Source organism: Pseudomonas chlororaphis subsp. aurantiaca (genome assembly GCF_013466605.1).
Classification (GTDB): domain Bacteria; phylum Pseudomonadota; class Gammaproteobacteria; order Pseudomonadales; family Pseudomonadaceae; genus Aquipseudomonas; species Aquipseudomonas chlororaphis_I.
The window spans coordinates 3,572,149-3,587,180 of record NZ_CP059162.1 but is presented as its reverse complement, the minus strand read 5'-3'; the positions used below and the strand labels follow the sequence as shown (position 1 = coordinate 3,587,180).

16 protein-coding genes and 3 pseudogenes are annotated in these 15,032 nt (G+C 64.1%); 7 read left to right on the top strand and 12 right to left on the bottom strand.

From position 1 onward, the window contains the following. Nucleotides 1-42: 42 nt before the first annotated feature. Complete coding sequence (locus H0I86_RS16355; protein WP_180921288.1) at nt 43-918, bottom strand: NAD(P)-dependent oxidoreductase; 876 nt, start codon at nt 916-918, stop codon at nt 43-45. A gap of 143 nt (nt 919-1,061) precedes the next feature. Here H0I86_RS16355 and H0I86_RS16350 point away from each other — a divergent pair, with 143 nt between their 5' ends. From H0I86_RS16350 to H0I86_RS16340, 3 genes are all read left to right on the top strand, one after another. Next, nucleotides 1,062-1,235 carry a hypothetical protein gene (locus H0I86_RS16350; RefSeq protein WP_180925950.1) on the top strand — a complete coding sequence of 58 codons (174 nt, stop codon included), beginning with the start codon at nt 1,062-1,064 and terminating at the stop codon, nt 1,233-1,235. A 96-nt stretch (nt 1,236-1,331) separates the two neighbouring features. Then, a complete protein-coding gene (locus H0I86_RS16345) occupies nt 1,332-2,045 on the top strand; it encodes an SGNH/GDSL hydrolase family protein (protein ID WP_180921287.1) in 714 nt (237 codons plus the stop codon). A gap of 157 nt (nt 2,046-2,202) precedes the next feature. After that, complete coding sequence (locus H0I86_RS16340) at nt 2,203-2,703, top strand: DUF4142 domain-containing protein (RefSeq protein ID WP_180921286.1); 501 nt, start codon at nt 2,203-2,205, stop codon at nt 2,701-2,703. A 39-nt stretch (nt 2,704-2,742) separates the two neighbouring features. Here the strand turns inward: H0I86_RS16340 and H0I86_RS16335 are convergent, their stop codons facing one another. Together H0I86_RS16335 and H0I86_RS16330 are read right to left on the bottom strand one after the other, a co-directional pair. After that, entirely contained in the window at nt 2,743-2,985 is a 243-nt protein-coding gene (locus H0I86_RS16335) for a hypothetical protein (RefSeq protein ID WP_180921285.1), read from the bottom strand. A gap of 130 nt (nt 2,986-3,115) precedes the next feature. Next, nucleotides 3,116-3,253, bottom strand: coding sequence for a hypothetical protein (locus H0I86_RS16330; RefSeq protein WP_009043940.1), 138 nt, complete (start codon nt 3,251-3,253; stop codon nt 3,116-3,118). Nucleotides 3,254-3,507: 254 nt separating this feature from the next. Between H0I86_RS16330 and H0I86_RS16325 the strand changes: the two genes are divergently transcribed. The 4 genes from H0I86_RS16325 to H0I86_RS16310 all read left to right on the top strand — a co-directional run bounded on the left by H0I86_RS16325 (nt 3,508) and on the right by H0I86_RS16310 (nt 6,091). Beyond that, on the top strand, nt 3,508-3,687 hold the full coding sequence (locus H0I86_RS16325; RefSeq protein ID WP_180921284.1) for a con-10 family general stress protein: 180 nt from the start codon (nt 3,508-3,510) through the stop codon (nt 3,685-3,687). Between the two features lie 83 nt (nt 3,688-3,770). Further along, entirely contained in the window at nt 3,771-4,184 is a 414-nt protein-coding gene (locus H0I86_RS16320; protein WP_180921283.1) for a CBS domain-containing protein, read from the top strand. 305 nt (nt 4,185-4,489) lie between these two features. Continuing rightward, the gene (locus tag H0I86_RS16315) at nt 4,490-5,830 is read left to right on the top strand and encodes an erythromycin esterase family protein (protein ID WP_180921282.1); all 1,341 of its coding nucleotides are present in this window, start codon (nt 4,490-4,492) and stop codon (nt 5,828-5,830) included. Between the two features lie 42 nt (nt 5,831-5,872). Then, complete coding sequence (locus H0I86_RS16310) at nt 5,873-6,091, top strand: hypothetical protein (protein ID WP_180921281.1); 219 nt, start codon at nt 5,873-5,875, stop codon at nt 6,089-6,091. A 325-nt stretch (nt 6,092-6,416) separates the two neighbouring features. Here H0I86_RS16310 and H0I86_RS32200 read toward each other — a convergent pair. The 9 genes and pseudogenes from H0I86_RS32200 to H0I86_RS16270 all read right to left on the bottom strand — a co-directional run. Next, nucleotides 6,417-6,628 (bottom strand): annotated as a pseudogene (locus H0I86_RS32200) (phenol degradation protein meta); the annotation flags it as partial. Then, on the bottom strand, nt 6,625-7,164 hold the full coding sequence (locus tag H0I86_RS16305) for a flavin reductase family protein (RefSeq protein ID WP_180921280.1): 540 nt from the start codon (nt 7,162-7,164) through the stop codon (nt 6,625-6,627). The pseudogene H0I86_RS32200 and the gene H0I86_RS16305, both read right to left, overlap by 4 nt. 23 nt (nt 7,165-7,187) lie before the next feature. Then, nucleotides 7,188-8,423 (bottom strand): cation:proton antiporter, encoded by a 1,236-nt coding sequence (locus tag H0I86_RS16300; protein WP_180921279.1) that lies wholly within the window; start codon nt 8,421-8,423, stop codon nt 7,188-7,190. A gap of 142 nt (nt 8,424-8,565) precedes the next feature. Continuing rightward, the gene (gene prnD / locus H0I86_RS16295; protein WP_038633271.1) at nt 8,566-9,657 is read right to left on the bottom strand and encodes an aminopyrrolnitrin oxygenase PrnD; all 1,092 of its coding nucleotides are present in this window, start codon (nt 9,655-9,657) and stop codon (nt 8,566-8,568) included. A gap of 24 nt (nt 9,658-9,681) precedes the next feature. Continuing rightward, on the bottom strand, nt 9,682-11,385 hold the full coding sequence (prnC, locus tag H0I86_RS16290) for a monodechloroaminopyrrolnitrin halogenase PrnC (protein ID WP_180921278.1): 1,704 nt from the start codon (nt 11,383-11,385) through the stop codon (nt 9,682-9,684). Nucleotides 11,386-11,428: 43 nt separating this feature from the next. After that, nucleotides 11,429-12,511, bottom strand: coding sequence for a monodechloroaminopyrrolnitrin synthase PrnB (prnB, locus tag H0I86_RS16285; RefSeq protein WP_180921277.1), 1,083 nt, complete (start codon nt 12,509-12,511; stop codon nt 11,429-11,431). Next, on the bottom strand, nt 12,511-14,127 hold the full coding sequence (gene prnA, locus H0I86_RS16280) for a tryptophan 7-halogenase PrnA (RefSeq protein ID WP_180921276.1): 1,617 nt from the start codon (nt 14,125-14,127) through the stop codon (nt 12,511-12,513). Before prnA ends, prnB begins: the two co-directional genes overlap by 1 nt. A 462-nt stretch (nt 14,128-14,589) precedes the next feature. Next, a pseudogene (locus H0I86_RS16275) lies at nt 14,590-14,817 on the bottom strand (transposase); the annotation flags it as partial. After that, a pseudogene (locus tag H0I86_RS16270) lies at nt 14,816-15,008 on the bottom strand (IS3 family transposase); the annotation flags it as partial. The pseudogenes H0I86_RS16270 and H0I86_RS16275, both read right to left, overlap by 2 nt. Nucleotides 15,009-15,032 lie beyond the last annotated feature (24 nt).

Below are 15,032 nucleotides of genomic sequence, written 5' to 3'. Positions count from 1 at the left end.
CACACCTGGGCGCGGGCGTGCATCGCGGTGTGAGATCCGCCGTCAGCCCTGCCCGGAACGCAGCAGCGGTATCCGCGCCAATGCCGTCCAGTCCAGTTCGCCATCGCCCCGGGCGACCGCCTCCAGCAGGGAATCGCGCATCACGCTGGCAAACGGCAGCGGCACATGGCGGCTTTGACCGGCTTCCAGCGCCAGGCCGACGTCCTTCAGGCCCAGGACCAGGCGGAAGGCCGCCGGGGAAAACCGCTGCTCGGCGATCTGCGGGCCATAGTTGCGATACACCGGGGCGTTGAACAGGGTGCTGGTCATGATCTCGATGAACTGGCTCGGCTCCACGCCGTGGCTTTTCACCAGGGCGGCGCTTTCACCCATGGTCTCGATGGCGCTGGCGATCATGAAGTTGCCGGCGATCTTCACCACCGCGGCGCTCAACGGGTCTTCGCCCAGCAGCCAGGTCTTGTGGCCCATGGCATCCAGCAGCGGCTGGACCCGGGCAATCGCCTCGGCGGGACCGGCGGCAAGGATATTCAGGTTGCCGGCCCGGGCCACATCGGTGCGGCCAAACACCGGCGCGGCGATGTAGGTCACCCCCCTTTCGCGATGCAGCGCCACCAGCTCGCTGATCAAGCCAACCGACAAAGTGGCCATGCCGATATGGATCAGCCCGGGCCGGACGGAGGCCAGGGCGCCACTGTCCAGCAACACCGAACGGGTGGCGGCATCGTCGGCGAGCATGCTGATGACCACGTCGTTGCGCAACGCATCGACCGGGTCCTGCGCCGCGCTCGCGCCCTGTTCCAACAATGGCTTGAGGCTGTCGGCCGAACGGTTCCAGACACTCACCTGGTAACCAGCCTTGAGCAGGTTGCTGGCCATGGCGGCGCCCATGCCGCCCAACCCGAGAAAACCGATGTTCATCTTCGTACTCCTTATTTCGTCAATAGGGGTTCAACAAGGCTCGCTGGCTCAGGGGCCGGCTGGTTGTCCACGGCAATCGCCGAAAGCAGGCAGACCTGGCGTTCCAACATATGCTCGTTCGCCGCGTTGATCATGGCCTTGCAATGCGGCATCTGCCGGGAGCGCCACCGGTGGCCGTTGGCGCGCAGAACCTGTTCGACAAGTACCCCGACCCTATCGGCGTCAGCAATTCGTCGTTCGGCGACAACTGGGGCAGTTATTCGCCCTTCGGCTTCACCGGCGGTTACTACTACACTCGTCTGCAATATGCCTTCTGAAGTGCCCGCCCCCTGGCGATTGCCATGTCCTGTGGCAGAGACAATCCCACGGGGCGCACCGGGCGTCGCCTTTTTTTGCCGCGAGCTTAACTGCCCATGACTGACGTGTTCGCCAAGGTGGCCCTGGGGCCGCTGTTACTCGCCCAAGGGCTTTACACCCGCTGGGCTACCCCCAAGTTGCCGGAGGCCGAGGGTCCGCGCCAAGGCGGGCATGCCGACGCCAACGGGCCGGCCCTGCGCCTGTTGATCCTCGGCGACTCCGCGGCGGCGGGTGTGGGTGCCGGTACCCAGGACGAGGCGATCACCGGCCGGCTGGTGGCCGGGCTGGCCGGCGACTTCCAGCTGTCATGGCAGCTGCGGGCGCAGTCGGGGCTGGACTCGCAGCAGTTGTTCCAACTGTTGGCGGACGGCCCGGCGGAGCCCTTCGATGTGGCCCTGGTGTCCATCGGCGTCAACGACGTCACCGGCAGCATCGCCGCGGCCGAATGGCAGGCGCGGATCTCGCGCCTGATCGCGCTCTTGAGCGAGCGCTTCGAGGCCAGGCATATCGTCTTCCTGCCGGTGCCGCCCATGCACCTGTTCCCCGCCCTGCCCCAGCCGCTGCGCTGGTACCTGGGCCTCAGGGCCCGGCGCTTCAACAACCTGCTGGCCGAGCTTCTGGCCGGCCAGGAGCACTGCACATTGCTGGCGACCCGCTTCCAGCCGGCCGCCGACCTGATGGCCGGCGACGGCTTCCACCCCTCCCCGGCGCTCTACCGGATCCTCGCGGATGACGCCGCGCAGGTGATTCGCCAGCGCTGCGGCCGCTGAGTCACTCCTGGCTGAACCCGGCACGTCCACGGCCTGCAGATCCAAGCGGGCCAGGCAGCCTGCGGGCGGTCGAAAAACCTGGAAATAATTTAAACCTTTGCCACAGCGCCCCTATCAACCGTCAGGCGACACCTGTCGCTACGAACGGAGAAAGAACATGAACAACCTGCTGATGAAACGAATGGGCCTGTTGTTCCTGCTGAGCGCAGGAAGCCTTTCAGGTGCAATGGCGGCGAGCTCCAGCGACTTTGTCGAAGAGGCCGCGCAAGCCGGGATCAACGAAATCGAAAGCAGCAAGCTGGCCCTGGAAAAGAGCACCTTCGCGGACGTCAAGGCATTTGCCACGCAGATGATCAGCGATCACAGCAAAGCCAACCAGGAATTGCTGGTGCTGGCGAAAAAACTCGATATCCAGGTCCCGGACGAAGCCTCGCTGACGGCCAAGGCCAAGCAAATGATCCTGGAGATGCGCGACGAATCCTTCGACAAGGCCTATGCCGACAACCAGGTAGTGGCCCATGAGAAGGCCGTGGAGTTGTTCAAGAAAGAAGTGGCGTCTTCGGACAAGCCGGAGCTGAAAGCCTTCGCCGAGGAGACCCTGCCCAAGCTGCAGGACCACCTGGACATGGCCAGGCACCTGCAGTCCAAAACCAAGTGAAGCACCCGCAAACCCCGCCTGAGCGCGGGGTTTGCCGGCTCACGCCTTCGAATCGGCGACCCTTTGCGCCACGGCTTCCTCGATGGCCCGCCCATAGGCGGCGTTGGCCTGGTCCTTGAGCTCTAGCCAGCCGGCCTGGTCGATCACGCCGCTGCGCAGCATGTTTTCCGCCGCGTCCAGCAGCGCCTGATGCCAGGCGTCGGGCGAGTCCGCACGGTAGCCGCGGTCCTCCAGCAGGATCTTCCAGGCCTCCAGTACCGAGGCCTTGCGTTCGCTGATCATGACCGTTCTCCTCTGTTGATGGCCGATAGATTTTCGAGCCGCGACCGGGCGCCAATGTTCAGCTCGGCGCTCCGCTACAGGGCTGGCCCGACGACGACCACCCAAGCCAGGCCCCAGCACCCGCGCCGGATCACTTCTTGTCGGCATCCGGCTGGGTCATCTGCACCGAGGATTTCGAGTTGTCCTTGTCTTTATCCTCGGTGTTTTCAAAACAGCCTTGCAGCACCAGCAAGCAGCACAGCAGCGATAACACTCGGGTCAGGTTCATGGCGTGGCTCCAGGGGGCAAGTCGGCGCCGCGGACAGGCAGCGCTCCATAAACAAACTGACTCGGGGCTGGCGGCGGCGTTCAGAAAAGTTTGCCGAAGACGGACAGCAAGCACCCTCGAAGCCCCCTCCACCAGCGGCTAACCACTCGTCGTACGCCGCCGAACAAATTTCAACTTTTGAAAAATCCCGGCACTCCCAATTAGTGCTTGCTGCAATTGCGAGCGAAATTCAATCGACCAAGAGGTAGCGAATCATGGCCAACACCGGACATTCCAACCCCGGGAATTTTGCGAACGATCGTCAAAAAGCATCCGAAGCCGGCAGGAAAGGTGGCCAGGCATCGGGCGGCAACGTTGCCAACGTCCGGCAGAAAACGTCGGACGCCAACAAGAAAGGCGGCCAACCCAGCGGCGCCCGCGGAGGGCGTAGCTGATCGTTGAGCCCCACCGTGCAAGGGCTCCGGCCCTTGCCTCTCATGCCGGGCCACCACGGCCCGGCCGTTCGAGGAGAACCCTGATGAAGATCTCTGAAGTCATGACCCGTGACGTGCAGACCGCACGCCCCGAGCAAACGCTGCGGGAAGTCGCCAACATGATGGCCAGCATCGACAGCGGCGCCATCCTGGTGAACAACGAGGACCGGCTGGTCGGTATGATCACCGACCGCGACATCGTCATTCGTGCCGTGGCCAAGGGCCAAAGCTGCGATATGCCGATCAGCAGCGTGATGAGCAGCGATATCCGCTATTGCTTCGACGACCAGGAGGTCGACGAAGTGGCCCGCAACATGGCCGATATCCAACTGCGGCGCCTGCCGGTGGTCAACCGGCAGAAACGCCTGGTGGGCGTGGTGTCCCTGGGCAATATCGCCAAGGCCCACGATCGCGATGCCAACAGCACCGTGCTGCAGGGCGTGGCCCAGGCCCATTGATATCCTGGCCTCCAGACGGCTGTGGCCGAACGGCCACGGCCGGTATTTACCCGATGGGCTGGCAGCCGTCGGCCCCGGGTTTTCCCGCGCATTCGTCCTCTGCGCGGTACAGACCGGAAAAATCCGCGTTCAAACCTCTTATGGCCTGGATAAGCCTGCGCCAACCTGGTCATGCATGCCGTCGTGGCCGCCAGGCGTTGAGCGGCCGACCTTCGGTCCCCGGGCGGGAACACCCTGCCTGCGGCGACGTCTGCTCTGTATCGACCCTGGCAATTCCCATCCTCTACCTGGAAGGAGGCGGCGCCATGAACCCACGCAGACGGCAGGATATTTCCGGGTGTGGCAAGGAACCAGCCAATACGCTCCAGGCCCTGCTGCGGCGTCACGCCGAACCCTTGCCCCCACTCGAGTCCGCGGCTTTCGGCGAGCTGTTCGACCGTTATGCGGACGCCAGGGTGGTGTTGATCGGTGAAGCCAGCCACGGCACCCGGGAGTTCTATCGAACCCGCGCCGCCATCACCCAGCGCCTGATCACCCACCACGGCTTCACGATCGTCGCTATCGAGGCCGACTGGCCCGACGCCGGGCAAATCGACCGGCGCGTGCGCGACCTGGGCCCGTCGACCGCAAGGCAACAGGCATTCAGCCGTTTTCCGAGCTGGATGTGGCGCAATGTCGAGGTGTGCGACTTCACCCGTTGGCTGCACCGCTACAACCGGACCCTGCCTGCGGACCAGCGCATCGAGTTTCGCGGGCTCGATGTCTATAGCTTGCGCAATTCCATCGGCGAAGTACTGGCCTACCTTGATAGCACCGACCCGCAGCTGGCGCGTGAAGCGCGCCGGCGTTATGGCTGCCTGACGCCCTGGCAGTACGACCCGACCCTGTATGGACATTCCGTCGAGCGCGGCCATGAGGCTTCCTGCGAAGAAGCGGTGGTGCAGCAGTTGAACACCTTGTTGGGCGAACGCCTTGCCGCGAACCCTGAAGCGCTGTTCAGTGCCACGCAGAATGCGCGGGTCATACGTTCCGCCGAGCAGTACTACCGAGCCATGTTCAGAAGCTCGACCGCCTCCTGGAACCTGCGAGACAAGCACATGTTCGACACCTTGCAGGCCTTGCTCGCCCACCGCGGCGACGACGCCAAGGCTGTGGTCTGGGCGCATAACTCGCACATCGGCAACGCGGCGGCCACCGACATGGGCTGGCGCGGCGAGTTCAACATCGGCCAGTTGTGCCGCACCGCCTATGGCAACGGCGCCGTGCTGATCGGCATGAGCACCGACCGCGGCCAAGTCGTGGCCGCCGATGACTGGGACGGCGAGATGGGGATCAAGGATGTGCGGCCTTCCCTCGCCGACAGTTGGGAACAGCAGTTTCTCCAGGCGGGCATCCCCGCTTCGCTGACCGACTGGCGCGCGCCCGAGCGCGAAGACCTGCGCCAGGCGCTGTCCGAGCCGCTGCTGGAACGGGCGATCGGGGTCATCTACCGGCCCGCGACGGAGCGCCACAGTCACTATTTCCAAGCGGACCTGGGCGAGCAGTTCGATGCGCTGGTCTGGCTCGAAACAACGAGCGCCCTCACGCCGTTGCCGGTGGTAGCCGGCCTCAGTCATGAAGAAGACACCTTTCCTTTCGGGGTATAGGCCTGCCCCTTGGCAATCAAGAACCCCAGCGAGGGCCCCAGCATGAACCATGACTTGCACCATCCGAAAGCCGCCACCTCGACCTCCGCGGCCGCCCCCGAAGAACGCCCCGAGCCGCCGGACTCTCGCGACGAGGAGGAACAGCGCAAAGACCTCGATGACGCCGCCACGCCAGACCCTGCGAAAGGCAACGAGCAGGAGGCCGAGGACATCGCCAGGAAAATCGCCGAGATAGAAAGGAAAGTCGCGGACGGCAACTGAGCCCGTCAGCAGCGGCGTGATCCACTGATCGTGGAGGCGGCGCCGCGCCCGCCCTAAAGTGCGCCCCCCTTCCCCTCGCCGCCCGCCTGGCCTGTGCTCGGCGCCCCTGCGGTTCTTCGAGCATGCGCTTGGGGTGCATGCCATTGACCATGCCCATGAACGGCGCGTGGATCGAGTACTCCAGCATGCGCTGGATATGTTCGCTGCACTGCCGAGCGACCTGGCGCGGGGTCGACAGGATGAAGTTCTCCTGCTGGCGCGCCCGGGGTTCGCAGTACTGCGCCGTTCGACTTGCTACCACCTTGCGGCAAGTTGATCGGAGCATCCCTAGACGAATTGCCGACAGATAGCTGAGCTGGGTCACAGCCACCTGGTAGTCGAGATTCTGCTTGGGCAAGCCGATGTCCTTGCCATTTTGTCGCGCAGACGATCAGCGCTGTAGTTCTGGAAATACTCCTGCTGGTACCAGCCAGGCCCTGCAGGCAAGCCACCGTCCAGAAAGCTGGTCAACCTGCGGCAAACGACCGGCAGTGTCAGTTCGCCAGTGCCGGATGCGCGGCGGCAACCCGGTACTGGCCTGCATGGAAGACCAGCGGTTCTGCGCCGCTATATCGGTATTGTTCGATCTCGCCAATGAAGATCAGGTGGTCACCGCCCTCGTACTGGGTGACGTTGCGGCACACCAGCACCGCCACCACATCGTCCAGCACCGGGGCTCCCGCCTTGCCATAGGAATGAGCTACACCAGCGAACTTGTCAGCTGCTGCCCGTGCGAACTGCTCCGACAAGTGGTGCTGGTGCGCGCCCAGCACGTTGATGGCGAAGTGGCTCGCCGAGCAAAAATCTTTCAGGCTCGGTGCCCTGCGTGCCAGGCTCCAGAGCACCAGCGCCGGCGACAGCGACAGTGAGGAGAACGAGTTGACGGTCACACCGACGTTGCGGCCGTCAGCGATACGCGTGGTGATCACGGTCACACCGGTAGCGAATTGCCCCAGCAAGTTGCGCAGTTCGCGGACATCGCAGCCCTCGGCATCGAGCAAATCGTGAGCCTTGGTTTCGGTGGCGGCATTCATGGTGATCTCTCCCTCAAGCTGGCTCAGGCGGCCTGTTGGCTCATTGCGCGCGATTGCACACGCAGCGCGAATCGAACCAGCGGTGCGGTCAGCGCCGTCGTCACCAGCGCGAACACCACGAGGATCGTGTAGACCCCTGGCGGAAGGATCTGCATCTGCAGACCGATTGACAGGACGATCAGCTCCATCAAGCCGCGCGTATTCATCAACGAGCTCACCAGCATCGCATCGTGTGGCGCAAGCCCGGTGGCACGCGCGCCCAGATAGCTGCCGCCGAACTTGCCGGTGAATCCGCCCGCGAGGAATACACCGAACCACATCCATGATGCCGCGTCGTCGATCGTGCCGACCGACGCATGCAGCCCCGCATACGCGAAAAACACCGGCATCAGCACAAGCTTGACGAAACCTTCGACGTTGTCGCGCCACTCCTTTGCGACGCCGGGCACGCGCCGCACGAACAGCGCCGCCGCAAGTGCGCCAAATGCGCTATGGAATCCGATCAGCGACGTCGCGAGTGCCGACGCTATTACGAAGCAGAACAACACGACCAAGCGGTCGCGCGCCGCATGCGCAGTCGATGCGAGCCGCGCAAGCATCGGTCGAACCACGAAGCGCACCAGGAGCGCGCACAGCACCAGATATGCGAGCAGGCTGAGGAGCATGCGCGCAAATGCCCAGCCAGGCCCGCTCGATAGCGAGGCAATCGTTGCAAGCAACATCCATCCGAGCGCATCCGTCAGAATCGCGGCAGACATTGCGTGCCGTGCGCCCACCATGGTGCTGAGCTCCAGGTCGTCGATCATGCGCGCCATCACCGGCACCGCTGATACCGCAAGTGCGACACCGCAGAAGAGTACATAGGGCAGCGCCGGCGCGTCGCTGGCGAGCGTGTCTTTCGAGACGATGGCGACGATCATGCCGATCGCGGCCGGTGCGACGAGCCCGCCCGCTGCGATCGCGACGGGCATGCGCCAGCGCTTGCCGCGCAGCGTCTCGCCCAACTCCATATGCAGACCGACCTGAAACATCAGCAGTATCAGGCCGACTTCGCTGACTTGCGCCATCGCTGACAGCACACCTGGGCCGAACAACAGGTCGTAGAAACCCGGTGCGATCACGCCGAACAGCGAAGGCCCCAACAGCAGGCCGGCCGCGATCTCGCCGACGACCGCGCACTGGCCGAGCCGTTCGGCAATGCGGCCGCAGACGTTGCAGAGCGCGATCACCAGCACGAGTTGCAACAGCCAGATAGTCATGAATACCTCGCCGACACGAAGCGGGTGGCCGCGAGCCCAAGCGGGCCCGCCGCGCCGTACGCCGTGATGCCCCTGACGCCGCTCGCCAGGTTCGCGAGCGCCTGGCGGAGCGACGTGGCCGAGGCCGGCTCGGCTTCACGCATCACTGCTCACTCGCGACGCGGTCGACCCAGCCCCGGTAGAACGCACGGTACTTGAGCACGAGCTTGTCGTACTTGCTGTACGCGCCGCCGCCGTCCGGCTTCATCCCGTTCCAGATTTTGACGTCGTACCCCGCTGCCTGCCTGGTCTGCAGCCCGAACAGCACGAAGTCGGTCGCGCGGCGCAGGGCGCCGCCCACCTTCTTGATCGAGATGAGCATGTGCATGACGTTCTTGCCGTCGCTCACCGGCGTCACACACTGGAGCAGCTTGTATTTGACGTTTCCGTCCAGGGCAACGGTCATGACGCACCCGCCGGGGTAGCCATCGAAGTGCAGGTTCATCTGCGACATGTTCAGGCCGAGCGCGCGCGACAGCATGCCGAGGGGGCCGAAGTACCGGTTCACGGTGAAGTCGATCCCGGCACCGAACCACGCACCCGCCCGGGCCAGCGACTCAACCTCCGGCCACCGGCGCCAATCGTCGAAGAACTTGAGCTCGAAGGCCGAGATCGGGAGCGCGTGCACGGGGGTCGCGTGCTGCGCGTCGTAGAAGTTCTCGACGATCCGCAAGACCGCCGTTGTCGTCTCGAACGCGAAGTGCAGGTGCATGAAGTCGCCGTTGTCGACGTCGGCCGCGGCGATTTCAGGCAGCGGGTGCAGCGGCTGCGGGGAGCCGTACCAGACCCACACGTAGCCGTATCGCTCGACGGTGACCAACGTCGGCTGGCGCGCCCCGCGCGGCACGGGCTCCAGCCGGAGCACCGCCTGGTTGTGGCCGGGGATGTGAACGCACTGGCCCTGCTCATCGTACCGCCAGTGGTGAAACGGGCACTGGATGCACCCGTCCTTGACCCGCCCGTCAGCCAGGTTCGCGCCCAGGTGCGAGCAGTGGCGGTCCATCACCACAGCCCGCCCCGTCGCTCCGCGCCACGCCACGCAGGGACGGCCGAAGAGCGTCAACTCCGTCGGCTTGTCCTTGAGGGCGTCCGAGCGCATCGCGACGTACCAGCTCGCGGCCAGGCGCGTAGTCGCGTCGTACGCCCCCGGGGGACGCTTCTTGATGCTCGCTTGATCCAATTGAATGTCGTTCATCGTTTTTCTGTCGTCGTCGGCCGACTACTTCTTCATCGCCAAGCCGATGCGGGTCGTGATGTACGCCTTGAGCAGCGCGAACATCGGGTTGTAGTCGAAGTACTTTTTCACCTCTGCCGGCGCGCGGGTTTGCGTCCAGTACATCAGCTTCATCGCCGGCAGCAGGCTGTACTTCGAGTTGTTGAGCTGCGGCTTGGCCCCGGTGATGCAGTACCCGAAGCCGAACATCGGCTTGGCGAAGTCTCGTTCGTCGATGAGGGCGTGAATCCGCGCCGCAGCCTCCTCGGCCGGCTTGTGCCCGGCGCTCACGGCCTCGACCTCGGCCTTGGCGTCGTTGAACAACTGGTAGTACTCCTCCATGTCCGCGCACAGGTACCCCAGGTACGGGGGGTCGTTGTCGAGGTGATCGAGGTCGCCCTCGTCGCGCGACGCGCGGAACCTCGCGTGGGCTTGCACGAGCCGGAACTGCCCGAGGATTGTGCCGACCGCCCACAGCCTGTGGAACGCGTCCCATAGGCGGAAGTCCGAGAATGCCGTGTAGCAGCAGCTGACGAAGTCGTCGTTGTGGTCCAAAAGCTTTTGCTGCAGGCGCTCGATGTACTCGAAGCGCTCGGGGGAGAAGTCGTCGTCGCGTAGCGCCTTGATGAGGCGCGCCGCGAGCGCGTGGATGGTCACCGCGGTGTTCTCGAGCCCCCGGGAGAAGAGCGGGTCGATGAACCCGTTCGCGTGCAGCATCAGGCAGTAGCGGTCGCCGACGCAGGCGTTCGACGAGAACTGCAGGCGGTCGGTCTTGACCCAGTCGCGCACCGGCACGGCGTCCCGGAACTGCGCCGCGATGCTCGGGAACCGCGCGAGGAACTCGTCGAATTCCTGCTGCGCAGGGATGTCCGTTTTCGGGTAGACACGCGGGTCGAGCTGCAGGCCGACGCTCACCAGGTTGTTGGTCGACCGCGGATGGTTGTTGAACGGAATCACCCAGAGCCAGCCGCCCGTGAACATGTGGTGCAAGGTCCCTTCGTGCCAGCGCCAGCGCTGCCCCTTGACCTTGAAGATGTCGTCGAACGGCTTGACCCCGAGCATGTGCGTGTAGAGGCTGCGCGAGTGCGTCTTGAAGCGACACGGTTCCTCGCGGAGCTTGAACTGGGTCGCGAGCGGCGCGCGCGGTCCTCCGCAGTCGATCATGTACCGGCCGGTGAACCGTTCGCCCTGGGCGGTGGTCACCGCGACGCCGTCTTTATCGGCGTGGTATTCGGTCACGCTCGTCTTCTGGCGGACCGTGCAGCCGTATTTGATGGCGGCTTGCAACAGGTAGGCGTCGACGTCTTGCCGGTAATAATGGCTCTCCGGCCCCCACGGCAGCTCGGGAATGACGCACTGCGTGAACTCCTTCGGGTCGTGCTCCTGGCCGGGCTTGTGGAACACGAAGCCGAAGTTGCGCTTGATGCCCGTGCTCGAGGCGACGTAACGCTGCGTCGAGTAGAACGACGTGATGTGGTCGAGCTCCGGAATGCCGTAGCGATCGGCGATGATGCGGTTCATGAGAGACGTCTCGGGGATCGACGATTCGCCGATCGTGAACCGCGGATGCGACGACTCCTCGATGATCAGCACGCGAAACTGTTGTTTGGCCAGGATGGCCCCCATCTGGGTGCCGGACATGCCCGAGCCGAGGATGATCACGTCGAAATGGTTGCTATCACGCCCGTTCGCGGGGCTCTTCTGAGTCATGGGGGCAAACTCTCCTTGTGAGATAACACCTGGGCCGTGCGCGTCAGGATTCGTCGAGCACGGCGCGGATGCGGGACCGCGCGGCAAACGTGAGCGTGAGTAGATCGCCGAGCATGCTGGGCGCGTACCCCCCGCTGCCGGTTGTGGGGCCGCTTCGACCGACTTCGTACGCCCGCTCCGCCAATTTGAGGTGAGGCGCCCGGAAGCGCAGCAAGACCTTGAAGACCCGCTCGAGGGCTGCCAGCCCAGCCCGGACGGGCTCGCCCCGCGCACCGACCCGCGCTTCGCTGAGCACGCGGTCGATGAGCGCCGGCCGCCCGGCGAACCGAGCGTAGACCGCCCTGTACGCGGGAAGCACATAGGGCAGGTACGTCTCCTTGAATTCTCGATAAACCTGGTCGTCCGATTGCGAGCCCCACAGGACGTGCTCCAGCACGAAGAGGGGCATTTCTACGGCACCGGGGCCGAGGTAGCTCTGGCCCCCGACTCGAATCGGTTCGTAGAAGGGGCGGAGCTCATCGTAGAAGACCTGCGGCGAGATGAAGCGGTACGCGTAGACGATCGATTCGACCATTTTCTGCAGATAGGCTGCCAGCTCGTCGCACCCTGGCGCGAACGCGGGCGACCGCAGGGGCACCTCGGACAGTTCGACGGTCACCGCGATGGCCGCCTCGAGGGTCGCCATCGAGATGCGCACGCTCTCGAGCAGGTGCGCTTCGTCGGGCAGCCCGGTGTAACTCCGCTGCGCGTCGGCCGCCGCGGGGTTCCAGACCGTCACATGCAGGAGCGTCTCGCGCGGCGGCAGGTCGGTCGCGCGTGCCAAGTCGAGCAGCACCGGCTCAAGCCCGGGCACCACGTCCGCGGGCTCATGTCCGTGCCGCTTGAGCGACCCCAGGAAGAACCCGATGTCGCGCATCGCGGCGGCGGCTTCGACGAAGCCCCAGCCGGAAGGCACGCCGCGCGCCGGGAGGAACTCGCGCAGCAGGCCGACGATGCCGGGCACGTCCTTGTTACGGTTCAGGCCCGGCAGTTGCAGAACGAGCGAGCGCGCCTGTAGTGGATCGCAGGCCGCCACGGCAGCGTGCGTGGCCGCGAATGCGGACACCCGGTCCAAGGTGCGTTCCACTAGAGGATTTCCCGCGCCGCGAGCGTCGGTCCGGGTTGGCTGCGAGACATCCCCGCGTCGCCCTCACGCAGCGACCGCAGGTAGTCGTAGTTCGTCGGCAGGCTCGTGCGCAGACGCTCGGCCTCGCGCTGGATGCTGGCGAACATCGCCTCGGCCTTCTCGATCGACTCCGGTCGGTGCTGCAAGAGCGGCAGCGACCGGTCGGGCAGCATGCCCAGGCCGGCAAAGATGCAGTAGTAGTTGCCGTTCAACCAGAAGTTCTTGAATTCGTAGTCGAAGGTCTCGTAGTACGTGGAATCGTCGAACGACGTGGTGGTCAGCGGCAGCCCAGCCTTGTAGCGCTGAACCTTCTCTTTGATGGCGTCCGAGAGCCGCAGCTCGTGCCGGTTCGCCAGCCAGAACGGGGTGTCTTCGCGCGACGCGGTGAAATAGTGCGCCTGAACGAAATCCCGGCAGTCGTCGAACATGTGGACGATCTCGGCGTTGAATGCGTCGCTCAACCGCGGGTCGAACGAGGTGTCGGGGAAGTGCTTCACGAGCTGGTAAAGCGCCGCGTAGATGAAGTAGATGCCCGTCGATTCCAGGGGCTCCAGAAAGCACGACGACAGCCCGATCGAGACACAGTTGTTGACCCACGCCCGCTTGTTGCGCCCGACCCGGAACTTGATCTGGTTGAGCGGCTGATTGTCCGAGAGGCCCCAGAGGTTGAGGAAGTCGGCGGTGGCCTGGTCGCGCGAGGTGAACTTGCTCGAGAAGACGTAGCCGCTGCCGAACCGACCCAGCATCGGAATCTTCCAGGTCCACCCCGAGTTCATGGCGATCGCGGAGGTGTACGGCTCGACCCCCTCGCGCGCGTCGTCGTTGGGCACGGCGCTGGCGACCGCGCTGTCGCACAGCAGGTAGTCGGACATGTCGATGAAGGGCTCCTTCAGGGCCTGATTGATCAGGAGCCCCCGCATGCCGGAGCAGTCGATGAACAGGTCCGCCTCCAGCGTCCGCCCCTCCTTGGTGAACAGGCTGGAGATGTAGCCGCGGTCGTTCAGGCGAACCTCCACGACCTCGTCGACCACGCGGTTCACCCCGCGCTCGACGGCCCAGCGCTTCAAGAAGTCGGCCACCAGGTGCGCGTCGAAGTGCCACGCGTGGGACATCTGCCGGGTGCCGTCGGCCAGGCACGGTGCCAGCTTGCCGTCGAGCGCCCCGGGCTGCGGGTAGCAGGCGTACTCCATCGGCAGCCGGAAGCCCTGTTCGCGCTTGCGCAGCCAGTAGTGGGTAAGCGGCACGCCGTCGCAGTTCGGCACGTTGCCGAACAAATGGTAGAAGTGATCGTCACGCGAGTGGTCGGGAGACTTTCTCCAATTCACGAACTTGATCGCGGCCTTGAACGCGCCGTTCACCTGGGGCATCCACTCCCGCTCCGGTATCCCGAGGAAGTCGAAGAACACCTTCTGCAAACTCGGGATGGTCGCCTCGCCCACGCCGATCCGGGGGATCGCCGCAGACTCGATGAGCGTAATGTTCGCCTGCTGTTGGAGCGCCCGGACGAGGTACGAGGCGGCCATCCAGCCCGCAGTGCCGCCGCCCACGATGACGATATTCTTGATCGGCTTGTTCATAACACTCCTTGTTTCAAGGCGGACTGCCTGTGACGAGGGGAAGGCCGCCAGTCTCATGCAATCCGTGCAAGAGGCACATCAATGTGCTGGTTAGAGTAGAGACTCTAGCCTGCCGGGAAAGCGACGCAAATTCCGTTTCCGAATTAACACTCTCGAATGCAAAGGCATTGGATATAAAAGAAGGTTTTGCGTACTTTTTTGCGCCTAATCAGTCCGCCGCTAAGGGTGGTCTGAAGCAGCCATGTATTTTGGGCTGACTTCATCCATCGCCGATTTTGAAAGAGGCGAGCCGATCAAAAAGGATCGGATCACTCGCTCATTTCGGTGATTTCAGCCGTCGCGAACACCCGCGGCGACCACTTTGCGCATCACAGGCGCACCTCTCCTGCGCTGGCCAGCAAATGTCGGCGGGCCATCCACAGATTCGATAGGGCAAACAGCGTCACCCTCTACGCGGCATTCGTTTTCCTCGCCGAGCAGCAGTTTGTCGACCTGAGTGATGTCCGCAACATTGGCGGCGTTCATCATCACGCTATGCACCAGGCCCAAGTCTTCGTCGGCACCGATGTGGGCTTTCGCGCCGAAGCAATACGGGTTCCCCTTCTTGGTCTGGTGCATCTGCGGGTCGCGTTTGCCGTCCTGATTCCTGGTCGAATTGGGCGCATGGATCAGTGTCGCATCGACAATAGGGCTTTTCCCGCACGATATGTTTGCGCGGCTTGATCCGCAGGTTCAGCTCCAGTTCCCGATAGATCCGATACACATGCTTGTGATTCCAACGGTGGCCTTTCATGTTACGCAGGTACAAGAAGCTCAGACCGCCCCCGGTTGCGCTGATTGTGCGTAAGCCGGATCAGGTGGTCAGCGATCTCGGTGTTCTCCGAGTGTTGGCGCCGATGCCGAAT